We start from the raw sequence: 16,984 nt of genomic DNA, 5'->3' as shown, positions 1-16,984 counted from the left end.
CAACGAAGAACTTTGAACCATGGCCACTATCCACGTAGACGGCAAAGAGCTCGAAGTCGATGGCGCAGACAACCTGTTACAGGCATGTCTGTCGCTGGGCCTCGACATTCCTTATTTCTGCTGGCACCCCGCCCTTGGCAGCGTTGGCGCTTGCCGCCAGTGCGCGGTCAAGCAGTACACCGACGAAAATGACAAGCGTGGTCGGATCGTCATGTCCTGCATGACCCCCGCCACCGACGGCAGCTGGATCTCCATCGACGACGAAGAAGCGAAAGTGTTTCGCGCCAGCGTCGTCGAATGGCTGATGACCAACCACCCCCACGACTGCCCGGTCTGTGAGGAAGGTGGTCACTGCCACCTGCAAGACATGACGGTGATGACCGGCCACAACGAGCGCCGTTATCGCTTCACCAAGCGCACCCACCAGAACCAGGACCTCGGTCCGTTCATCTCCCACGAGATGAACCGCTGCATCGCCTGCTACCGTTGCGTGCGTTTCTACAAGGACTACGCCGGCGGCACCGACCTGGGTGTGTTCGGTGCCCACGACAACGTGTACTTCGGTCGCGTTGAAGACGGCACCCTGGAAAGCGAGTTTTCCGGCAACCTCACCGAGGTCTGCCCGACCGGTGTGTTCACCGACAAGACCCACTCCGAGCGCTACAACCGCAAGTGGGACATGCAGTTCTCGCCGAGCATCTGCCATGGCTGCTCCAGCGGTTGCAACATCTCCCCGGGTGAGCGCTACGGTGAACTGCGTCGCATCGAAAACCGCTTCAACGGTTCGGTGAACCAGTACTTCCTGTGTGACCGTGGCCGTTTTGGCTATGGCTACGTCAACCGCACCGATCGTCCACGCCAACCGTTGCTGGCCAACGGCGCCAAGCTGAGCCTGGACGAAGCGCTGGACAAGGCTGCCGAGCTGCTGCGCGGCCGCAACATCGTCGGCATCGGTTCGCCACGGGCCAGCCTGGAAAGCAACTACGCCCTGCGTGAACTGGTCGGCGCCGAGCACTTCTACAGTGGCATCGAAGCCGGCGAGCTGGAACGCATCCGCCTGGTGCTGCAAGTGCTCAAGGACAGCCCACTGCCCGTGCCGACGATGCGCGACATCGAAGACCACGACGCCGTGTTCGTCCTTGGCGAAGACCTGACCCAGACCGCCGCCCGCATGGCCCTGGCCCTGCGCCAGTCGGTCAAGGGCAAGGCCGAAGACATGGCCGACGCCATGCGCGTCCAACCGTGGCTCGACGCCGCCGTGAAGAACATCGGCCAGCACGCGTTGAATCCGCTGTTCATCGCCAGCCTCGCCGAAACCAAGCTCGACGATGTGGCCGAAGAATGCGTCCACGCCGCTCCTGACGACCTGGCGCGCATCGGTTTCGCCGTGGCTCACGCCCTGGACGCCAGCGCCCCGGCCGTCGAAGGCCTGGACAGCGAAGCAGCCGCCCTCGCCCAACGCATTGCCGACGCCCTGCTGGCGGCCAAGCGTCCATTGATCATCGCCGGCACCTCCCTGGGTTCCAAGGCGCTGATCGAAGCCGCCGCCAACATCGCCAAGGCCTTGAAGCTGCGCGAGAAGAACGGTTCCATCAGCCTGATCGTGCCGGAAGCCAACAGCCTCGGCCTGGCCATGCTCGGTGGCGAATCGGTGGACGCCGCCCTGCAAGCGGTGATCGACGGCAGTGCCGACGCCCTCGTGGTGCTGGAAAACGACCTGTACACCCGCACCGACAGAGCCCGTGTGGACGCCGCCCTGAACGCCGCGAAAGTGGTGATCGTCGCCGACCACCAGAAAACCGCCACCACCGACCGCGCCCACCTGGTGCTGCCGGCGGCGAGCTTCGCCGAAGGCGACGGTACATTGGTCAGCCAGGAAGGTCGCGCCCAGCGCTTCTTCCAGGTATTCGATCCGACTTACCTGGACGCCAGCATCCTGGTCCACGAGGGCTGGCGCTGGCTGCACGCCCTGCGCGCCACCCTGCTGAACCAGCCGATCGACTGGACGCAACTGGACCACGTCACCGCCGCCGTCGCTTCGAGCAGCCCGCAACTGGCTCGCATCGTCGATGCGGCGCCATCGGCCTCGTTCCGCATCAAGGGCCTGAAACTGGCGCGCGAACCGCTGCGCTACTCCGGTCGCACCGCGATGCGCGCCGACATCAGCGTCCACGAACCCCGTACCTCCCAGGACAAGGACACCGCGTTCTCGTTCTCCATGGAAGGTTACTCGGGCTCCGCCGAACCGCGCTCGCAAGTGCCGTTCGCCTGGTCGCCGGGCTGGAACTCGCCGCAGGCCTGGAACAAGTTCCAGGACGAAGTCGGTGGTCACCTGCGTGCTGGCGACCCGGGCACGCGCCTGATCGAAAGCCAAGGTGATGGCCTGAGCTGGTTCGCCAGCGTTCCTCGCGCCTTCAACCCGGCACCGGGCACTTGGCAAGTCGTGCCGTTCCATCACCTGTTCGGCAGCGAAGAGAACTCTTCCAAGGCCGCACCGGTGCAAGAACGCATCCCGGCCGCCTACGTGTCGCTGGCCAAGTCCGAAGCCGACCGCCTGGGCGTCAACGATGGTGCCTTGCTGAGCCTGAACGTGGCCGGCCAGACCTTGCGCCTGCCGCTGCGCATCAATGAAGAACTCGGCGCCGGCCTGGTGGCCCTGCCGGCTGGCCTGGCGGGCATCCCACCGGCGATTTTCGGCAAAACCGTCGACGGTCTGCAGGAGGCAGCGCAATGAGCTGGTTCACCCCTGAAGTGATCGATGTGATCCTGACGGTCCTCAAGGCCATCGTGATCCTGCTGGCCGTGGTGGTCGCAGGCGCACTGTTGAGCTTCGTCGAACGTCGCCTGCTGGGCTGGTGGCAGGACCGCTACGGTCCGAACCGCGTCGGCCCGTTCGGCATGTTCCAGATCGCCGCCGACATGATCAAGATGTTCTTCAAGGAAGACTGGACGCCACCGTTTGCCGACAAGGTGATCTTCACCCTGGCACCGGTCGTGGCCATGAGCGCCTTGCTGATCGCCTTCGCGATCATCCCGATCACCCCGACCTGGGGCGTGGCGGACCTGAACATCGGCCTGCTGTTCTTCTTCGCCATGGCCGGCCTGTCGGTGTATGCGGTGCTGTTCGCCGGCTGGTCGAGCAACAACAAGTTCGCCCTGCTCGGCAGCCTGCGGGCTTCGGCCCAGACCGTGTCCTACGAAGTGTTCATGGGCCTGGCGCTCATGGGCATCGTGATCCAGGCCGGGTCGTTCAACATGCGCGACATCGTCGAGTACCAGGCCCAGAACCTGTGGTTCATCATTCCGCAGTTCTTCGGTTTCTGTACGTTCTTCATCGCTGGCGTGGCCGTGACTCACCGTCACCCCTTCGACCAGCCGGAAGCGGAGCAGGAACTGGCCGACGGTTACCACATTGAATATGCCGGCATGAAATGGGGCATGTTCTTCGTCGGCGAGTACATCGGCATCATCCTGATCTCGGCGCTGCTGGTCACGCTGTTCTTCGGTGGCTGGCACGGTCCGTTCGGCATTCTGCCGCAACTGTCCTTCGTCTGGTTCGCCCTGAAGACCGCGTTCTTCATCATGCTGTTCGTCCTGCTGCGCGCCTCTATCCCGCGCCCGCGCTACGACCAGGTGATGGACTTCAGCTGGAAATTCTGCCTGCCGCTGACCCTGATCAACATGCTGGTGACCGCTGCGATCGTTTTGATGAACGCGCCTGCGGCCGCGGTTCAGTGAGGATTTGACCCATGTTCAAATATATTGGCGACATCGTTAAGGGTACCGGTACCCAACTGCGAAGCCTGGTCATGATCTTCGGTCATGGCTTTCGCAAGCGCGACACCCTGCAGTACCCGGAAGAGCCGGTCTACCTGGCACCGCGTTACCGCGGCCGCATCGTCCTGACCCGCGACCCCGACGGCGAAGAACGCTGCGTAGCCTGCAACCTGTGTGCCGTGGCTTGCCCGGTGGGTTGCATCTCGCTGCAGAAAGCTGAAACCGAAGATGGTCGCTGGTACCCGGACTTCTTCCGCATCAACTTCTCGCGCTGCATTTTCTGCGGCCTCTGCGAGGAAGCGTGCCCGACCACCGCGATCCAGCTCACGCCGGATTTCGAAATGGCCGAGTTCAAACGTCAGGACCTGGTGTACGAGAAAGAAGATCTGCTGATTTCCGGTCCCGGTAAAAACCCTGATTACAACTTCTATCGTGTTGCAGGTATGGCCATTGCCGGTAAGCCAAAAGGCGCCGCGCAGAACGAAGCCGAACCGATCAACGTGAAGAGCTTGCTGCCTTAAGGAAGAAAGATGGAATTCGCTTTCTATTTCGCATCGGGTATCGCGGTGGTGTCCACGCTTCGTGTGGTCACCAACACCAACCCCGTGCACGCCCTGCTCTACCTGATCATTTCGCTGATCGCCGTGGCCATGACCTTCTTCGCCCTCGGCGCGCCGTTTGCCGGTGCCCTGGAAGTGATCGCCTACGCCGGCGCCATCATGGTGCTGTTCGTGTTCGTGGTGATGATGCTCAACCTCGGCCCGGCCGCGGTCCAGCAGGAACGTTCATGGCTCAAGCCTGGCATCTGGGCCGGACCGGTGATCTTGTCCGCCCTGCTGCTGGGTGAACTGCTGTATGTGCTGTTCGCTCACCAGAGCGGCCAGGCCATCGGCCACACCACCGTAGGCGCCAAGGCCGTGGGCATCAGCCTGTTCGGTCCGTACCTGCTGGTGGTCGAACTCGCCTCGATGCTGCTGCTTGCCGCAGCCGTCACGGCGTTCCATTTGGGCCGTAACGAGGCGAAGGAGTAATCACATGCCTGCTATCCCTCTCGAGCATGGTCTGGCGGTTGCCGGCATCCTGTTCTGTCTCGGTCTGGTCGGCCTGATGGTCCGCCGCAACATTCTGTTCGTGCTGATGAGCCTGGAGGTCATGATGAATGCCTCCGCCCTGGCCTTCATCGTCGCGGGCGCTCGCTGGGCGCAGCCGGATGGACAGATCATGTTCATCCTGGTGATCAGCCTGGCAGCCGCCGAGGCCAGTATCGGCCTGGCGATCCTGTTGCAGCTGTACCGCCGCTTCCACACTCTCGATATCGACGCTGCCAGCGAGATGCGCGGATGAACTTTCTCTTTTTGACTTTCGTATTTCCCCTCATCGGTTTCCTGCTGCTGTCGTTCTCCCGTGGACGCTGGTCGGAAAACCTTTCGGCGCTGGTTGGCGTGGGTTCCATCGGCCTGTCTGCCCTCGTCACGGCCTACGTGATCTGGCAATTCAACGTCGCTGCGCCTGAAGGCGGTGTGTTCGTGCAGGTGCTGTGGCGGTGGATGGCGGTGGAAGGCTTCACGCCCAACTTCGCCCTTTACCTGGACGGCCTGTCGGTGACCATGCTCGGCGTGGTGGTCGGCGTGGGTTTCCTGATCCACCTGTTCGCCTCCTGGTACATGCGCGGTGAAGCCGGTTACTCGCGCTTCTTCGCCTACACCAACCTGTTCATCGCCAGCATGCTGTTCCTGGTGCTCGGCGATAACTTGTTGTTCCTGTACTTCGGGTGGGAAGGCGTGGGCCTGTGCTCATACCTGCTGATCGGTTTCTACTACAGCAACCGCAACAACGGTAACGCAGCGCTCAAGGCGTTCATCGTGACCCGGATCGGCGACGTGTTCATGGCCATCGGCCTGTTCATCCTGTTCCAGCAACTGGGCACGCTGAATATCCAGGAACTGCTGGTCAAGGCGCCGGAGCACTTCAAGGTCGGCGACTTCTGGATCGTATTGGCTACCCTGATGCTGCTCGGTGGTGCTGTCGGTAAATCGGCGCAACTGCCACTGCAAACCTGGCTCGCGGACGCGATGGCCGGCCCTACCCCGGTCTCGGCACTGATCCACGCCGCGACCATGGTGACCGCCGGTGTCTACCTGATCGCCCGTACCCACGGCCTGTTCGCCCTGGCGCCGGATATCCTGCACCTGGTGGGCATCGTGGGTGGCGTGACCTTGGTACTGGCCGGCTTTGCCGCCCTGGTCCAGACCGACATCAAGCGTATCCTCGCCTACTCGACCATGAGCCAGATCGGCTACATGTTCCTGGCCCTGGGCGTGGGTGCCTGGGAAGGCGCGATCTTCCACCTGATGACCCACGCCTTCTTCAAGGCCCTGCTGTTCCTTGCCTCCGGTGCGGTGATCGTTGCCTGCCACCACGAGCAGAACATCTTCAAGATGGGCGGCCTGTGGAAGAAACTGCCGTTGGCCTACGCCAGCTTCATCGTTGGCGGCGCGGCCCTCGCGGCCCTGCCACTGGTCACTGCCGGTTTCTACTCCAAGGACGAGATCCTCTGGGAAGCGTTCGCCAGCGGTAACCAAGGCCTGCTGTACGCCGGCCTGGTGGGTGCGTTCATGACCTCGCTGTACACCTTCCGCCTGATCTTCATCGCGTTCCATGGTGAAGCCAAGACCGAAGCCCACGCCGGCCATGGCATTGCCCATTGGCTGCCGCTGTCGGTGCTGATCGTGCTGTCGACGTTCGTCGGCGCCATGATCACCCCACCGCTGGCCGATGTGCTGCCGCAAAGCGTCGGCCATGCCGGTGGCGAAGCCAAGCACAGCCTGGAAATCGCCTCGGGTGCCATCGCCCTGGCGGGTATCCTGCTGGCGGCCCTGCTGTTCCTGGGCAAGCGCCGTTTCGTCACGGCCATCGCCAACAGCGGCATCGGGCGGTTCCTGTCGGCCTGGTGGTTCGCCGCCTGGGGCTTCGATTGGATCTACGACAAACTGTTCGTCAAGCCATACCTTGCGATCAGCCACATTCTGCGCAAAGACCCGCTCGACCAGACCATTGGCCTGATCCCGCGCATGGCCAAGGGCGGCCACACTGCCCTGAGCCGTACCGAGACCGGTCAACTGCGTTGGTATGCGGCTTCCATGGCGGCTGGCGCCGTGCTGGTTATCGGCGCCATCGTGCTGGTAGCGGTCTGATATGAACCTTGCGAACTTGCGAAAGGAAACGAGCCCGTCATGATTCTGCCCTGGCTAATCCTGATCCCCTTCATCGGCGGCCTGCTGTGCTGGATCGCGGAGCGTTCCAGCTCCACGCTCCCGCGCTGGATTGCGCTGCTGACCATGTCCCTGGAACTCGCGCTCGGCCTCTGGCTGTGGGCGACCGGCGACTATTCATTTGCTCCGGCCCCTGGCGCCGATCCGACCTGGGCGCTTGAGTTCAAGCACGTCTGGATCGCGCGCTTCGGCATCAGCGTTCACCTGGCCCTCGACGGCCTGTCGCTGTTGATGATCCTGCTGACTGGTCTGCTGGGTATCCTCTCGGTACTCTGCTCCTGGAAAGAGATCCAGCGTCACGTCGGCTTCTTCCACCTGAACCTGATGTGGATCCTGGGCGGCGTCATCGGCGTGTTCCTGGCGCTGGACCTGTTCATGTTCTTCTTCTTCTGGGAAATGATGCTGGTGCCGATGTACTTCCTCATCGCGCTCTGGGGTCACAGTTCTTCGGACGGCAAGAAAACCCGGATCTACGCGGCGACCAAGTTCTTCATCTTCACCCAGGCTTCCGGCCTGATCATGTTGGTGGCGATCCTTGGGCTGGTGCTGGTCAACTTCAACAACACCGGCGTGATTACGTTCAATTACGCCGACCTGTTGAAAGTGCAGATGTCCAAGACCACCGAGTACGTGCTGATGCTCGGCTTCTTCATCGCCTTTGCGGTGAAGCTGCCGGTGGTGCCGTTCCACTCCTGGTTGCCGGATGCCCACGCCCAGGCGCCGACCGCCGGTTCCGTGGACCTGGCCGGTATCCTGTTGAAGACGGCCGCCTACGGCCTGCTGCGCTTTGCCCTGCCGCTGTTCCCCAATGCCTCGGCCGAGTTCGCGCCGATTGCCATGACCCTGGGCCTGATCGGGATTTTCTACGGTGCGTTCCTGGCGTTCGCCCAGACCGACATCAAGCGCCTGATCGCGTTTTCCAGCGTCTCGCACATGGGTTTCGTGCTGATCGGGATCTACTCCGGCAGCCAGCTGGCCTTGCAAGGCGCGGTGATCCAGATGCTGGCTCACGGTCTGTCGGCGGCGGCGCTGTTTATCCTCAGCGGCCAATTGTACGAACGCCTGCACACCCGGGACATGCGTGAGATGGGTGGCCTGTGGTCGCGCATCGCTTACCTGCCGGCCATCAGCCTGTTCTTCGCGGCCGCTTCCCTGGGCCTGCCGGGTACCGGCAACTTCGTCGGCGAGTTCCTGATCCTGATCGGCTCGTTCGTCAGCGCCCCATGGATCACTGCCATCGCTACTTCTGGCCTGGTGTTCGGTTCGGTCTACTCGCTGATCATGATCCACCGTGCCTACTTCGGCCCGTCCAAGTCGGACGAAGTGTTGCGTGGCATGGATGGTCGCGAACTGATCATGGTGCTCGGCCTTGCGGTGCTGCTGGTTTACCTCGGCGTTTCCCCGCAGCCGTTCCTCGACACTTCTGCCGCCACGATGCATGGCGTGCAGCAGTGGCTTGGCACCGCCTTCTCTCAACTCGCTTCGGCCCGGTAAGAGCGCTATGGAATTCACGATTCAACACTTTATCGCGCTTGCACCGCTGTTGATCACCAGCGCCACGATCATCGTGGTGATGCTGGCGATCGCCTGGCGGCGCAATCACTCACAGACCTTCCTGCTGTCGGTGGCGGGGCTGAACCTGGCCCTGTTGTCGATCCTGCCGGCCTTGAAAGTCGCACCGCTGGCAGTCACCCCACTGATACAGATCGACAGCTTCGCCTGCCTGTACATGGCGCTGATCCTGGTCGCCACCCTGGCCTGTGTCACCCTCGCCCACGCCTACCTCGGCGATGGCGGTTCGGGTTACCCGGGTAACCGCGAAGAACTGTACCTGCTGATCCTGATGGCCGCCGCCGGTGGCCTGGTCCTGGTCAGCGCGCAGCACCTGGCCAGCCTGTTCATCGGCCTGGAACTGCTGTCGGTACCGGTCTACGGCCTGGTGGCCTACGCCTTCTTCAACAAGCGCTCCCTGGAAGCCGGCATCAAGTACATGGTGCTGTCGGCCGCCGGTTCCGCGTTCCTGTTGTTCGGTATGGCCCTGCTCTACGCCGAAGCCGGCACCCTGAGCTTCGTCGGTATCGGCCAGGCCCTGGCGACCACCGGCCTGCCTAGCCCAATCGCCCAACTGGGCCTGGGCATGATGCTGATCGGCCTGGCGTTCAAGCTGTCGCTGGTGCCCTTCCATCTCTGGACCCCGGACGTCTACGAAGGCGCCCCGGCGCCGGTGGCGGCGTTCCTGGCTACGGCATCGAAAGTGGCGGTGTTCGCGGTGATGGTGCGTCTGTTCCAGATCTCGCCAGTGGCCAGCAGCGGTGTGCTGAGCAACGTACTGACCATCATCGCCATTGCGTCGATCCTGTTCGGCAACCTGCTGGCGCTGACCCAGAGCAACCTCAAGCGTCTGCTGGGTTACTCGTCCATCGCCCACTTCGGTTACCTGCTGATCGCCCTGATCGCCAGCAAGGGCCTGGCCGTGGAAGCCATCGGCGTGTACCTGGTCACCTACGTGATCACCAGCCTCGGCGCCTTCGGCGTGATCACCCTGATGTCCTCGCCGTACAACGGCCGCGACGCCGACGCCCTGTACGAATACCGCGGCCTGTTCTGGCGCCGTCCGTACCTGACCGCCGTGCTGACCGTGATGATGCTGTCCCTGGCCGGCATCCCGCTGACCGCCGGCTTCATCGGCAAGTTCTACATCATCGCCACCGGCGTCGAGGCTCACCAATGGTGGCTGGTCGGCTCCCTGGTGCTGGGCAGCGCCATCGGCGTGTTCTACTACCTGCGCGTGATGGTCACCCTCTACCTGATGGAACCGAACCTGCGTCGCCACGATGCCGAGCTGCACTGGGAACAGAAGGCAGGCGGCGTGATGCTGCTGGCCATCGCCGTACTGGCGTTCTTCCTCGGTGTGTATCCGCAGCCGTTGCTGACGTTGGTTCAACAGTCGGGGTTGGCGGGTTGATCGTGTAGCGGTAGATTGCAGAAAACATAAACGGCACCTTCGGTGCCGTTTTTGCGTTTGAGGGATGATGGATTCTTCAGAACCCGTGACCGGCCTCTCTTGCTCCAAGTCATGAACGCATCGGTGTGTAATAGCCATCCGCAGCCGCATCAGCCGTCCATGCCAATAGCTGCTCTTCGGTATAGGCGCCGATGCATGGACAACGCCCTCGCACCGGCCGCCGCTGATGGCATCCGCAAGCAGGGTATCGAACTGCTGCTGCCGTGAGGGCTGCATAGCCGACCCACCGCTATCGCGAGCAGGCTCGCTTCCACAGGGGATTTGTGTCATGCCCGGATATTTCGCTACCGATGATCCACTGTGGGAGCGAGCCTGCTCGCGATGACGGTCGCACATTCAAAATCAATCCAAGCAGACCCACCGCTTTCGCGAGCAAGCCCGCTCCCACAAAAACTCAGCGTGCGTTCCAGTCGCGCAACCATTTCAGCCCAACCGAAGTATCCCCCCGAGGGCGATACTCGCAGCCGACCCAGCCGTCATACCCCAACTCATCCATCAACTCGAACAAAAACGGATAGTTAATTTCCCCTGAATCCGGCTCATGACGATCCGGCACCCCGGCAATCTGGATGTGGCCGATACCACTGAAGTCACGGCGCATTTTGCTGGTCAGGTCGCCCTCGACAATCTGGCAATGGTAGCAATCGAACTGAACCTTGAGGTTCGCCGCGCCCACCTCCCGGCAAACAGCGTGAGCCTGATCCTGGCGGTTCAGAAAAAACCCAGGCATGTCCCGGGTATTGATCGGCTCCAGCAGCACAGTGACCCCAACCTTTGCCGCCTGGGCAGTGGCATAGGCAAGGTTCTCCAAATACACACCATGATGCCGTGCGCGCTCGACTTCGGACGCAAGCAGACCGGCCATCACGTGGATCTTCGAATTGCCCAGCACGGCGGCATATTCAAGGGCGCGGTCAAACCCGTCGCGGAACTCCGACTCGCGCCCCGGCAGCGTAGCGATGCCCCGCTCTCCCGCCGCCCAATCCCCTGGCGGCGCGTTGAACAGGGCCTGTACCAGGCCGTTGTCCGCCAGCCGTTGCTTGAGTTCCTGGGGGCCGTATTCGTACGGGAACAAATATTCAACAGCGTCGAAACCATCGGCCGCTGCGGCCGCAAAACGGTCCAAGAAGCAGTGTTGCGGATAAAGCATGCTGAGGTTGGCAGCAAAACGAGGCATATCAGTACTCTCCTTGGACAAAGGGCAGATCAACAGATTGATACCAAAGCCCAGCGTACCGAGCAGCGTGGATTCTATCCAGACGGCATGACGTCCAAATATCCCAGCAAGGCTATCCTTGAGATCGGCCAACTTACCGGCCCGGGAGGAGATAAAAGGTTGAACGTCGATTTTGAATGCGTGGTGGTAGGCGCGGGCGTCGTTGGGCTCGCCGTGGCCCGGGAGATGGCCCGCGCTGGCCGGGAGGTGCTGCTGATCGAAGCGGGCGCCGCCATCGGCACGGGCATCAGCTCGCGCAATTCCGAAGTCATCCATGCCGGCATTTATTACCCACCGGGCAGCCTCAAGGCGCAGCTGTGCGTCGAAGGACGGCGCAGGTTGTACGATTATTGTGAACGCCACGGCGTCGAGACCCGCCGCCTCGGCAAGTTGATCGTCGCCACGAGCGCGGCGCAGGTAGCCGGGCTCCAGGCGCTGCTGGAACGGGGCCTGACGAATGGCGTGGACGACCTGCGGTTGCTCGATCAGGCAGAGGCGCTGGACAAGGAGCCCGCCCTGGCGTGTGTCGCCGCGTTGTATTCGCCGTCCACCGGTATCGTCGATTCACACGCCTTGATGCTGGCGTTGCAGGGCGATGCCGAAGCGGCCGGTGCGCAGGTCGCGTTCCACACGCCATTGTTGGAGGCCCAGGCTACCGCCGATGGTTTCACGCTGACATTGGGCGGCACGGCGCAGATGCGTTTGTCCTGCCGCCAACTGATCAACGCCGCCGGTCTCCAGGCGCCCGCCCTCGCCCGTCGCATTGACGGCCTGGCGCCGCAATCGGTACCCGATGCCTATCTGTGCAAGGGCAACTATTTCAGCCTGGCCGAGCGTGCGCCGTTCCGGCATCTGGTCTACCCCGCGCCGGAAACCGCTGGCCTGGGCATCCACATGACCCTGGACCTGGCCGGCCAGGCCCGGTTCGGTCCGGATATCGAATGGGTTACCCGGGAGGATTACCAAGTGGACCCCGCCCGCGCCGCCGCCTTCTACCCAGCGATTCGCAATTACTGGCCGGGCCTGCCGGACCAGAGCCTGCAACCAGCCTACAGCGGCATCCGCCCGAAGATCGGCGGGCCCGACGAGCCCTCGCGCGACTTTCGCATCGACAGCCAGGCCGAGCATGGGGTGCCAGGATTGATCAACCTGTTCGGCATCGAATCGCCAGGGCTGACCGCCTGCCTGGCGATTGCCGTGCGGGTACGGGAATTGATCGAAAGCACTTAGCACGACCTCGCACGCGGGACGCCCGGGCAGCGCAAAGTGCAAGGGCGTTTCTTGCACCGTCATGCAGGCTGCACGATGAAGGAAAATCCAGCTAACTCCAACACACTGTTTTTAAAAGCATTTATCTAGAGCCCCGGCTGGCACGGCTGATGCAATTTACCTCCTACGCGGCGTCGGCGCTTGAAGCCTGCCCGCATCCGTGAATTGCCAGGAGCTGCACATGAACGCCATCGATCTGTTGAAAGCCGACCATGAACGCGTCAAAGCCATTCTGGCTCAATTGAGCGAGTCCACTGACCGCGCCGTCAAAAAGCGCACCGAGCTGTTGGCCAAGCTCGAAATGGAAGTGACCATCCATACCCGCCTGGAAGAGGAAATCCTCTACCCCGCCTTCAAACAGGAAGGCGGTAAGGAAGAGGCTGAAATGTATTACGAAGCCAAGGAAGAACACCGCACCGTCGATTCACTGGTGTTGCCCGACCTGAAAGCCACTGACCCGTCCCAGCCTGAATTCGCCGGCCGGGTGAAAGTGGTCAAGGAGCTGCTGGAGCACCACATCGAAGAAGAAGAAAAGGAAATGTTCCCGCAAGCCAAGAAAGTGCTGGGCAAGGCAAAACTGGATGCCTTGGGTGAACAAATGGAAACCCTGAAAGCGCAGTACAAAAAAGAACTGAGCAGCGCCAACCTCGCCGCCTGATCCGGTGCTGTCAACGCTTCAGCCGTCAGATGGCGGCTGAAGGCGTTCGGGCATTTAACGCATCTGTTCGCGTAAGAACTCCACCAACGCCTGCACCGGGCGTGAGCTTTGCCGATGTTGCGGGTACACCGCCGATAGCGCCAACGGCTCGGTCTCGAACCCCTCCAATACCTTGATCAACCGCCCCTCTTTCAAGGCATTGCCGACGATGAATGTCGGCAGGTAGGTGACGCCCATGCCGGCAATGGCGGCGTCCCTGAGCAAATCGCCGTTATTGGCGCGCATGCGACCTGCGACCTCCAGGGTCACCGGTTTGCCGGCCCCACCGAAACGCCATTGGACCTGACGGCTGTGACCATAGGGCAGGCAGTCGTGCTGGCGCAGGTCTTCAGGCCGCGCAGGTTTGCCACGTTGTGCCAGGTAGGCCGGGCTGGCGCAGTACACCCGTTCGATGGTCGCGATGCGCCGGGCGATCAGCGTCGAGTCTTCCAGCACGCCGATGCGCAGCGCCAGGTCATAGCCTTCCCCAAGCAGGTCCACCGAGCGGTCGCTCAGGTCCACCTCTACGCTGACGTCGGGATAGCGCTGCAAAAAAGCTGGCAAGAGGCTACCCAGGTGCGCCACCGCGAAGGACAGCGGCGCGCTGAGGCGAATGGTCCCGCGGGGCTCGCTGGTCTGGCCGCTGATGCCCTGCTCCACCTGTTCGACATCGCTGAGCAGGCGTAGCGCCGCCTCGTAATAGCGCTGCCCCAAGGGCGTGACATCCAGCCGCCGCGTCGAGCGATTGAGCAGGCGCACCCCCAGTCGCTGCTCAAGTTCCATGAGCTTGCGGCTGACGAACTGCTTGGACAACCCCAGCTTGTCCGCCGCAGCGGTGAAGCTGCCCGATTCCATGACTTGGACAAAGATGCGCATTTCTTCGAAGGGGTTCATTGTCATTCCATGGGTGGGGCTTTATTTAGACATCCAGGCCGAATACAAAACCTGTAGCGAGGGGATTTAGCGAAACGTCGCACCGCCCCGCTGGGCTGCGCAGCAGACCCAATCACTGAATCAAGTGGCCATTCTGACACACCGGGTTGGCAGGCTTTAGGGCTGCTTCGCAGCCCAGCGGGGCGGTGCGACGTTTCGCTAAATCCCCTCGCCACGGGTTCAGGAATAGATCCCCACAGGTCATTTGCCAATCGGCATAGGGGGCGGCCTTCATAGGCCGCTCCCCTGCCACACCACCCGGCATGCGGGTCCGCACCGGGCGGTTCGAGAGATTGAGGTTATGAGAGTCGCACCAGACCCAGCCTGTCGAACCATGCCACATCCAGCACTCGGTTAAGCTCAAAGCGGCTATTACGCCACCAACTACGTGAGTTAGCCGCCACTTTCCGTGCGGTTTGGGCGCTGGCCCCCAAGGCCCGCAGTTCGCGATAGATCGTCGGTCCACGCCGCCATTGCTTAAGTTGGATCGCTCGCAGTCGGCGTCGTATCCATTCGTCCAGCTCTCGCCAGACCTTCGGTGTTTGCGATAACCCAAAGTAAGTTTTCCAGCCCAAGAGATAAGGCCGTAAGTTCTCGACAACGTGTCGCATACTGCGACCGCCTGAGCGACGGGTGAGTTCGCGTATCCGCTGTTTGAACCGCTTGCGTGCTTTGACCGCCACTGCTCTTTTGACGCCTTGTGGAGATGCCCAGAAGGCGTATCCCAGAAACTTGCGACCAAATGCACTCGCTACCGCACTCTTGCTCTCGTTGACGCTCAAGTTCAGCTTTTCATACAAGCGCTTTAGCAAAGCCATCACCCGCTGCCCGGCCCTGCGGCTGCGAACATACACATTCGCATCATCGGCATAGCGCACGAAGCAATGGCCCCGGCGTTCAAGCTCCCGATCCACTTCGTCCAGCAGCACATTTGCCAGCAACGGCGACAGCGGGCCGCCTTGCGGCGCCCCGCAGCGGCTTTTCTCGACCACGCCATTGATCAGCGTTCCCGCATCCAGATACGCCCGAATCAGACGGATAACCGCCCGATCCGCAATCCGCTTGCTTAAACGATCAATCAAAATATCGTGGTCGACCCGATCGAAGAACTTCTCCAGATCAACATCCACCACCACTTTGCGTCCTGAAGACACATAGCGCTGAGCCGCTAAGACGGCCTCCTGCGCACTGCGCCCCGGGCGAAAGCCGTAGCTGTGTTCACTGAAAGTTGGATCGAGCAGTGGCTGCAAAACTTGCAGCAGTGCTTGTTGGATCAGCCGGTCAGTGACCGTTGGAATGCCCAACTCGCGTTCGCCGCCGTCAGGTTTGGGAATTACCACACGCTTTACCGGACTGGGCCGGTAGGCTCCTGAAATAAGCTGTTCACAAATCGTCGGCCATTGGCTCAGCAAATGCTTGGCAGTCTGTTCAATGTCCAAACCATCCACACCTGCTGCACCTTTGTTGGCCTTGACCCGTTTCCATGCCCGCTTCAGGTTTTCTCTCGCAAAGGCCCGATCCAGCAGCCCTTGCCCTGCGTTGTCGGATTCATCTTGCGGGCGATTGACCTCGTCGCTGACGGGGCTTCTCACGGCTTCACCGCTCGCGTCCTCACATCCGCCCCGCGTTTGGCAGGCATCTGACTTCCGGTCGTTCACATCAACATGGCCTATAACGCTTTCTCTCGTTCAGCCCTTCGTCAAAAAAAAAAAAGACTACTACGGCCTCTGCTGACTTCTCGCTCCGGCTGGCGCCGTCGCCCTTTCAGGCACAAGGCGAGATCTCCCCAGGTAAGAACGCAATCCTTCCCCGCACAACCGCCGGATTTACGCAGCCTGATCCTTGACCACAAGAGCTTCGCGATTTATCGCTCGCTCGCCCTGATCGGCTTCGCCTTGTATCCGGTTCTTGTTCATCGGCTCACGGTTTCGATTCACGCTTCCTCCCCACACTCGGTCGCCCTCATACAGTTGCGCTTCACTTCGTTCGCTGTGGTCAGCTTACGGCGGGACTCTCACCCACAAGATTGCGCCCATGCTGGGCGCACGATACAAAGATGCCCGCACATTGGCGGGCATCGGTGTCATCCAGCAGAGCAGCTTACTTGGCCGTCAGCGCCGAGTAGCTGTTCATCAGGTTGCGGTAGTTCGGAATGCGCTGGGACAGCAGGTTGCCCAGGCCTTCGATGTCGTTGCGCCAGTCGCGGTGCAGCTCACAGGCCACCGAGAACCAGTTCATCATTTGCGCGCCAGCGGCAGTCATGCGCACCCAGGCGGCCTGTTGCACGGTTTCGTTGAAGGTACCCGAGGCGTCGGTGACGACGAACACGTCGAAACCTTCAGCCAGCGCCGACAGGGTCGGGAACGCCACGCAGACGTCAGTCACCACGCCAGCGATGATCAGTTGCTTACGGCCGGTGGCCTTGATTGCCTTGACGAAATCTTCGTTGTCCCAGGCATTGATCTGGCCTGGACGCGGGATGTACGGCGCATCCGGGAACATTTCCTTGAGTTCCGGCACGATCGGGCCGTTGGGGCCTTTTTCGAAACTGGTGGTCAGGATGGTCGGCAGGCCAAAGAACTTGGCCAGGTCGGCCAAGGCCAACACGTTGTTTTTGAACTCGTTCGGCGAGAAGTCCTGGACCAGGGAAATCAGGCCGGTCTGGTGATCGACCAGCAGGACCACTGCATCGTCTTTGTTCAAGCGGTTGTAGGCGGGAACGTTGCTCATGGGATGACTCCTTGGGATGGATATTACAAAACCCCTGTGGGAGCGGGCTTGCTCGCGAAAGCGGT

General features: G+C 61.6%; 14 protein-coding genes. 10 read left to right on the top strand and 4 right to left on the bottom strand.

Features of this window, described 5'->3' with window-relative positions; genetic code table 11:
- Window positions 1-19 precede the first annotated feature (19 nt).
- From nuoG to nuoN, 8 genes are read left to right on the top strand one after another with little or no spacing between them, the layout of a single operon-like run.
- Window positions 20-2,734 carry an NADH-quinone oxidoreductase subunit NuoG gene (nuoG, locus tag PFLQ2_RS18330; RefSeq protein ID WP_003180056.1) on the top strand — a complete coding sequence of 905 codons (2,715 nt, stop codon included), beginning with the start codon at window positions 20-22 and terminating at the stop codon, window positions 2,732-2,734.
- The gene (gene nuoH / locus PFLQ2_RS18335) at window positions 2,731-3,738 is read left to right on the top strand and encodes an NADH-quinone oxidoreductase subunit NuoH (RefSeq protein WP_003180054.1); all 1,008 of its coding nucleotides are present in this window, start codon (window positions 2,731-2,733) and stop codon (window positions 3,736-3,738) included. The genes nuoG and nuoH overlap by 4 nt, the downstream gene beginning before the upstream one ends.
- Window positions 3,739-3,749: 11 nt before the next feature.
- A complete protein-coding gene (gene nuoI, locus PFLQ2_RS18340) occupies window positions 3,750-4,298 on the top strand; it encodes an NADH-quinone oxidoreductase subunit NuoI (protein ID WP_003180051.1) in 549 nt (182 codons plus the stop codon).
- A gap of 9 nt (window positions 4,299-4,307) precedes the next feature.
- Window positions 4,308-4,808: an NADH-quinone oxidoreductase subunit J gene (nuoJ, locus tag PFLQ2_RS18345; RefSeq protein ID WP_003180049.1), complete on the top strand. Its 501-nt coding sequence runs from the start codon at window positions 4,308-4,310 to the stop codon at window positions 4,806-4,808.
- 4 nt (window positions 4,809-4,812) lie between these two features.
- Window positions 4,813-5,121: an NADH-quinone oxidoreductase subunit NuoK gene (nuoK, locus tag PFLQ2_RS18350; protein WP_003180046.1), complete on the top strand. Its 309-nt coding sequence runs from the start codon at window positions 4,813-4,815 to the stop codon at window positions 5,119-5,121.
- On the top strand, window positions 5,118-6,971 hold the full coding sequence (gene nuoL / locus PFLQ2_RS18355) for an NADH-quinone oxidoreductase subunit L (protein WP_003180044.1): 1,854 nt from the start codon (window positions 5,118-5,120) through the stop codon (window positions 6,969-6,971). Before nuoK ends, nuoL begins: the two co-directional genes overlap by 4 nt.
- 39 nt (window positions 6,972-7,010) lie before the next feature.
- On the top strand, window positions 7,011-8,543 hold the full coding sequence (gene nuoM / locus PFLQ2_RS18360) for an NADH-quinone oxidoreductase subunit M (RefSeq protein WP_003180042.1): 1,533 nt from the start codon (window positions 7,011-7,013) through the stop codon (window positions 8,541-8,543).
- A 7-nt stretch (window positions 8,544-8,550) separates the two neighbouring features.
- Window positions 8,551-10,014 carry an NADH-quinone oxidoreductase subunit NuoN gene (gene nuoN, locus PFLQ2_RS18365; protein ID WP_003180040.1) on the top strand — a complete coding sequence of 488 codons (1,464 nt, stop codon included), beginning with the start codon at window positions 8,551-8,553 and terminating at the stop codon, window positions 10,012-10,014.
- A gap of 454 nt (window positions 10,015-10,468) precedes the next feature.
- Here nuoN and otnI read toward each other — a convergent pair whose 3' ends face one another.
- On the bottom strand, window positions 10,469-11,251 hold the full coding sequence (otnI, locus tag PFLQ2_RS18370; protein ID WP_003180038.1) for a 2-oxo-tetronate isomerase: 783 nt from the start codon (window positions 11,249-11,251) through the stop codon (window positions 10,469-10,471).
- 159 nt (window positions 11,252-11,410) lie between these two features.
- On the opposite strand from otnI, the gene PFLQ2_RS18375 reads away from it, so the two are divergent.
- Together PFLQ2_RS18375 and PFLQ2_RS18380 are read left to right on the top strand one after the other, a co-directional pair.
- Window positions 11,411-12,520, top strand: a complete 1,110-nt coding sequence (locus tag PFLQ2_RS18375) for an NAD(P)/FAD-dependent oxidoreductase (RefSeq protein WP_003180036.1) — start codon at window positions 11,411-11,413, stop codon at window positions 12,518-12,520.
- 220 nt (window positions 12,521-12,740) lie between these two features.
- Complete coding sequence (locus tag PFLQ2_RS18380; protein ID WP_003180035.1) at window positions 12,741-13,217, top strand: hemerythrin domain-containing protein; 477 nt, start codon at window positions 12,741-12,743, stop codon at window positions 13,215-13,217.
- A gap of 54 nt (window positions 13,218-13,271) precedes the next feature.
- Here PFLQ2_RS18380 and PFLQ2_RS18385 read toward each other — a convergent pair whose 3' ends face one another.
- The 3 genes from PFLQ2_RS18385 to ycaC all read right to left on the bottom strand — a co-directional run bounded on the left by PFLQ2_RS18385 (window position 13,272) and on the right by ycaC (window position 16,919).
- Entirely contained in the window at window positions 13,272-14,150 is an 879-nt protein-coding gene (locus tag PFLQ2_RS18385) for a LysR family transcriptional regulator (protein ID WP_003180027.1), read from the bottom strand.
- Window positions 14,151-14,488: 338 nt separating this feature from the next.
- Window positions 14,489-15,781, bottom strand: a complete 1,293-nt coding sequence (ltrA, locus tag PFLQ2_RS18390) for a group II intron reverse transcriptase/maturase (RefSeq protein WP_033045965.1) — start codon at window positions 15,779-15,781, stop codon at window positions 14,489-14,491.
- Window positions 15,782-16,289: 508 nt separating this feature from the next.
- Entirely contained in the window at window positions 16,290-16,919 is a 630-nt protein-coding gene (gene ycaC / locus PFLQ2_RS18395) for an isochorismate family cysteine hydrolase YcaC (RefSeq protein WP_003180024.1), read from the bottom strand.
- Window positions 16,920-16,984 lie beyond the last annotated feature (65 nt).

Origin of the sequence: Pseudomonas fluorescens Q2-87, from assembly GCF_000281895.1 — a bacterium.
In the GTDB taxonomy this organism is placed as follows: domain Bacteria; phylum Pseudomonadota; class Gammaproteobacteria; order Pseudomonadales; family Pseudomonadaceae; genus Aquipseudomonas; species Aquipseudomonas fluorescens_S.
The sequence above is the reverse complement of the archived record's forward strand: the minus strand, read 5'-3'. Positions and strand labels throughout refer to the sequence as shown.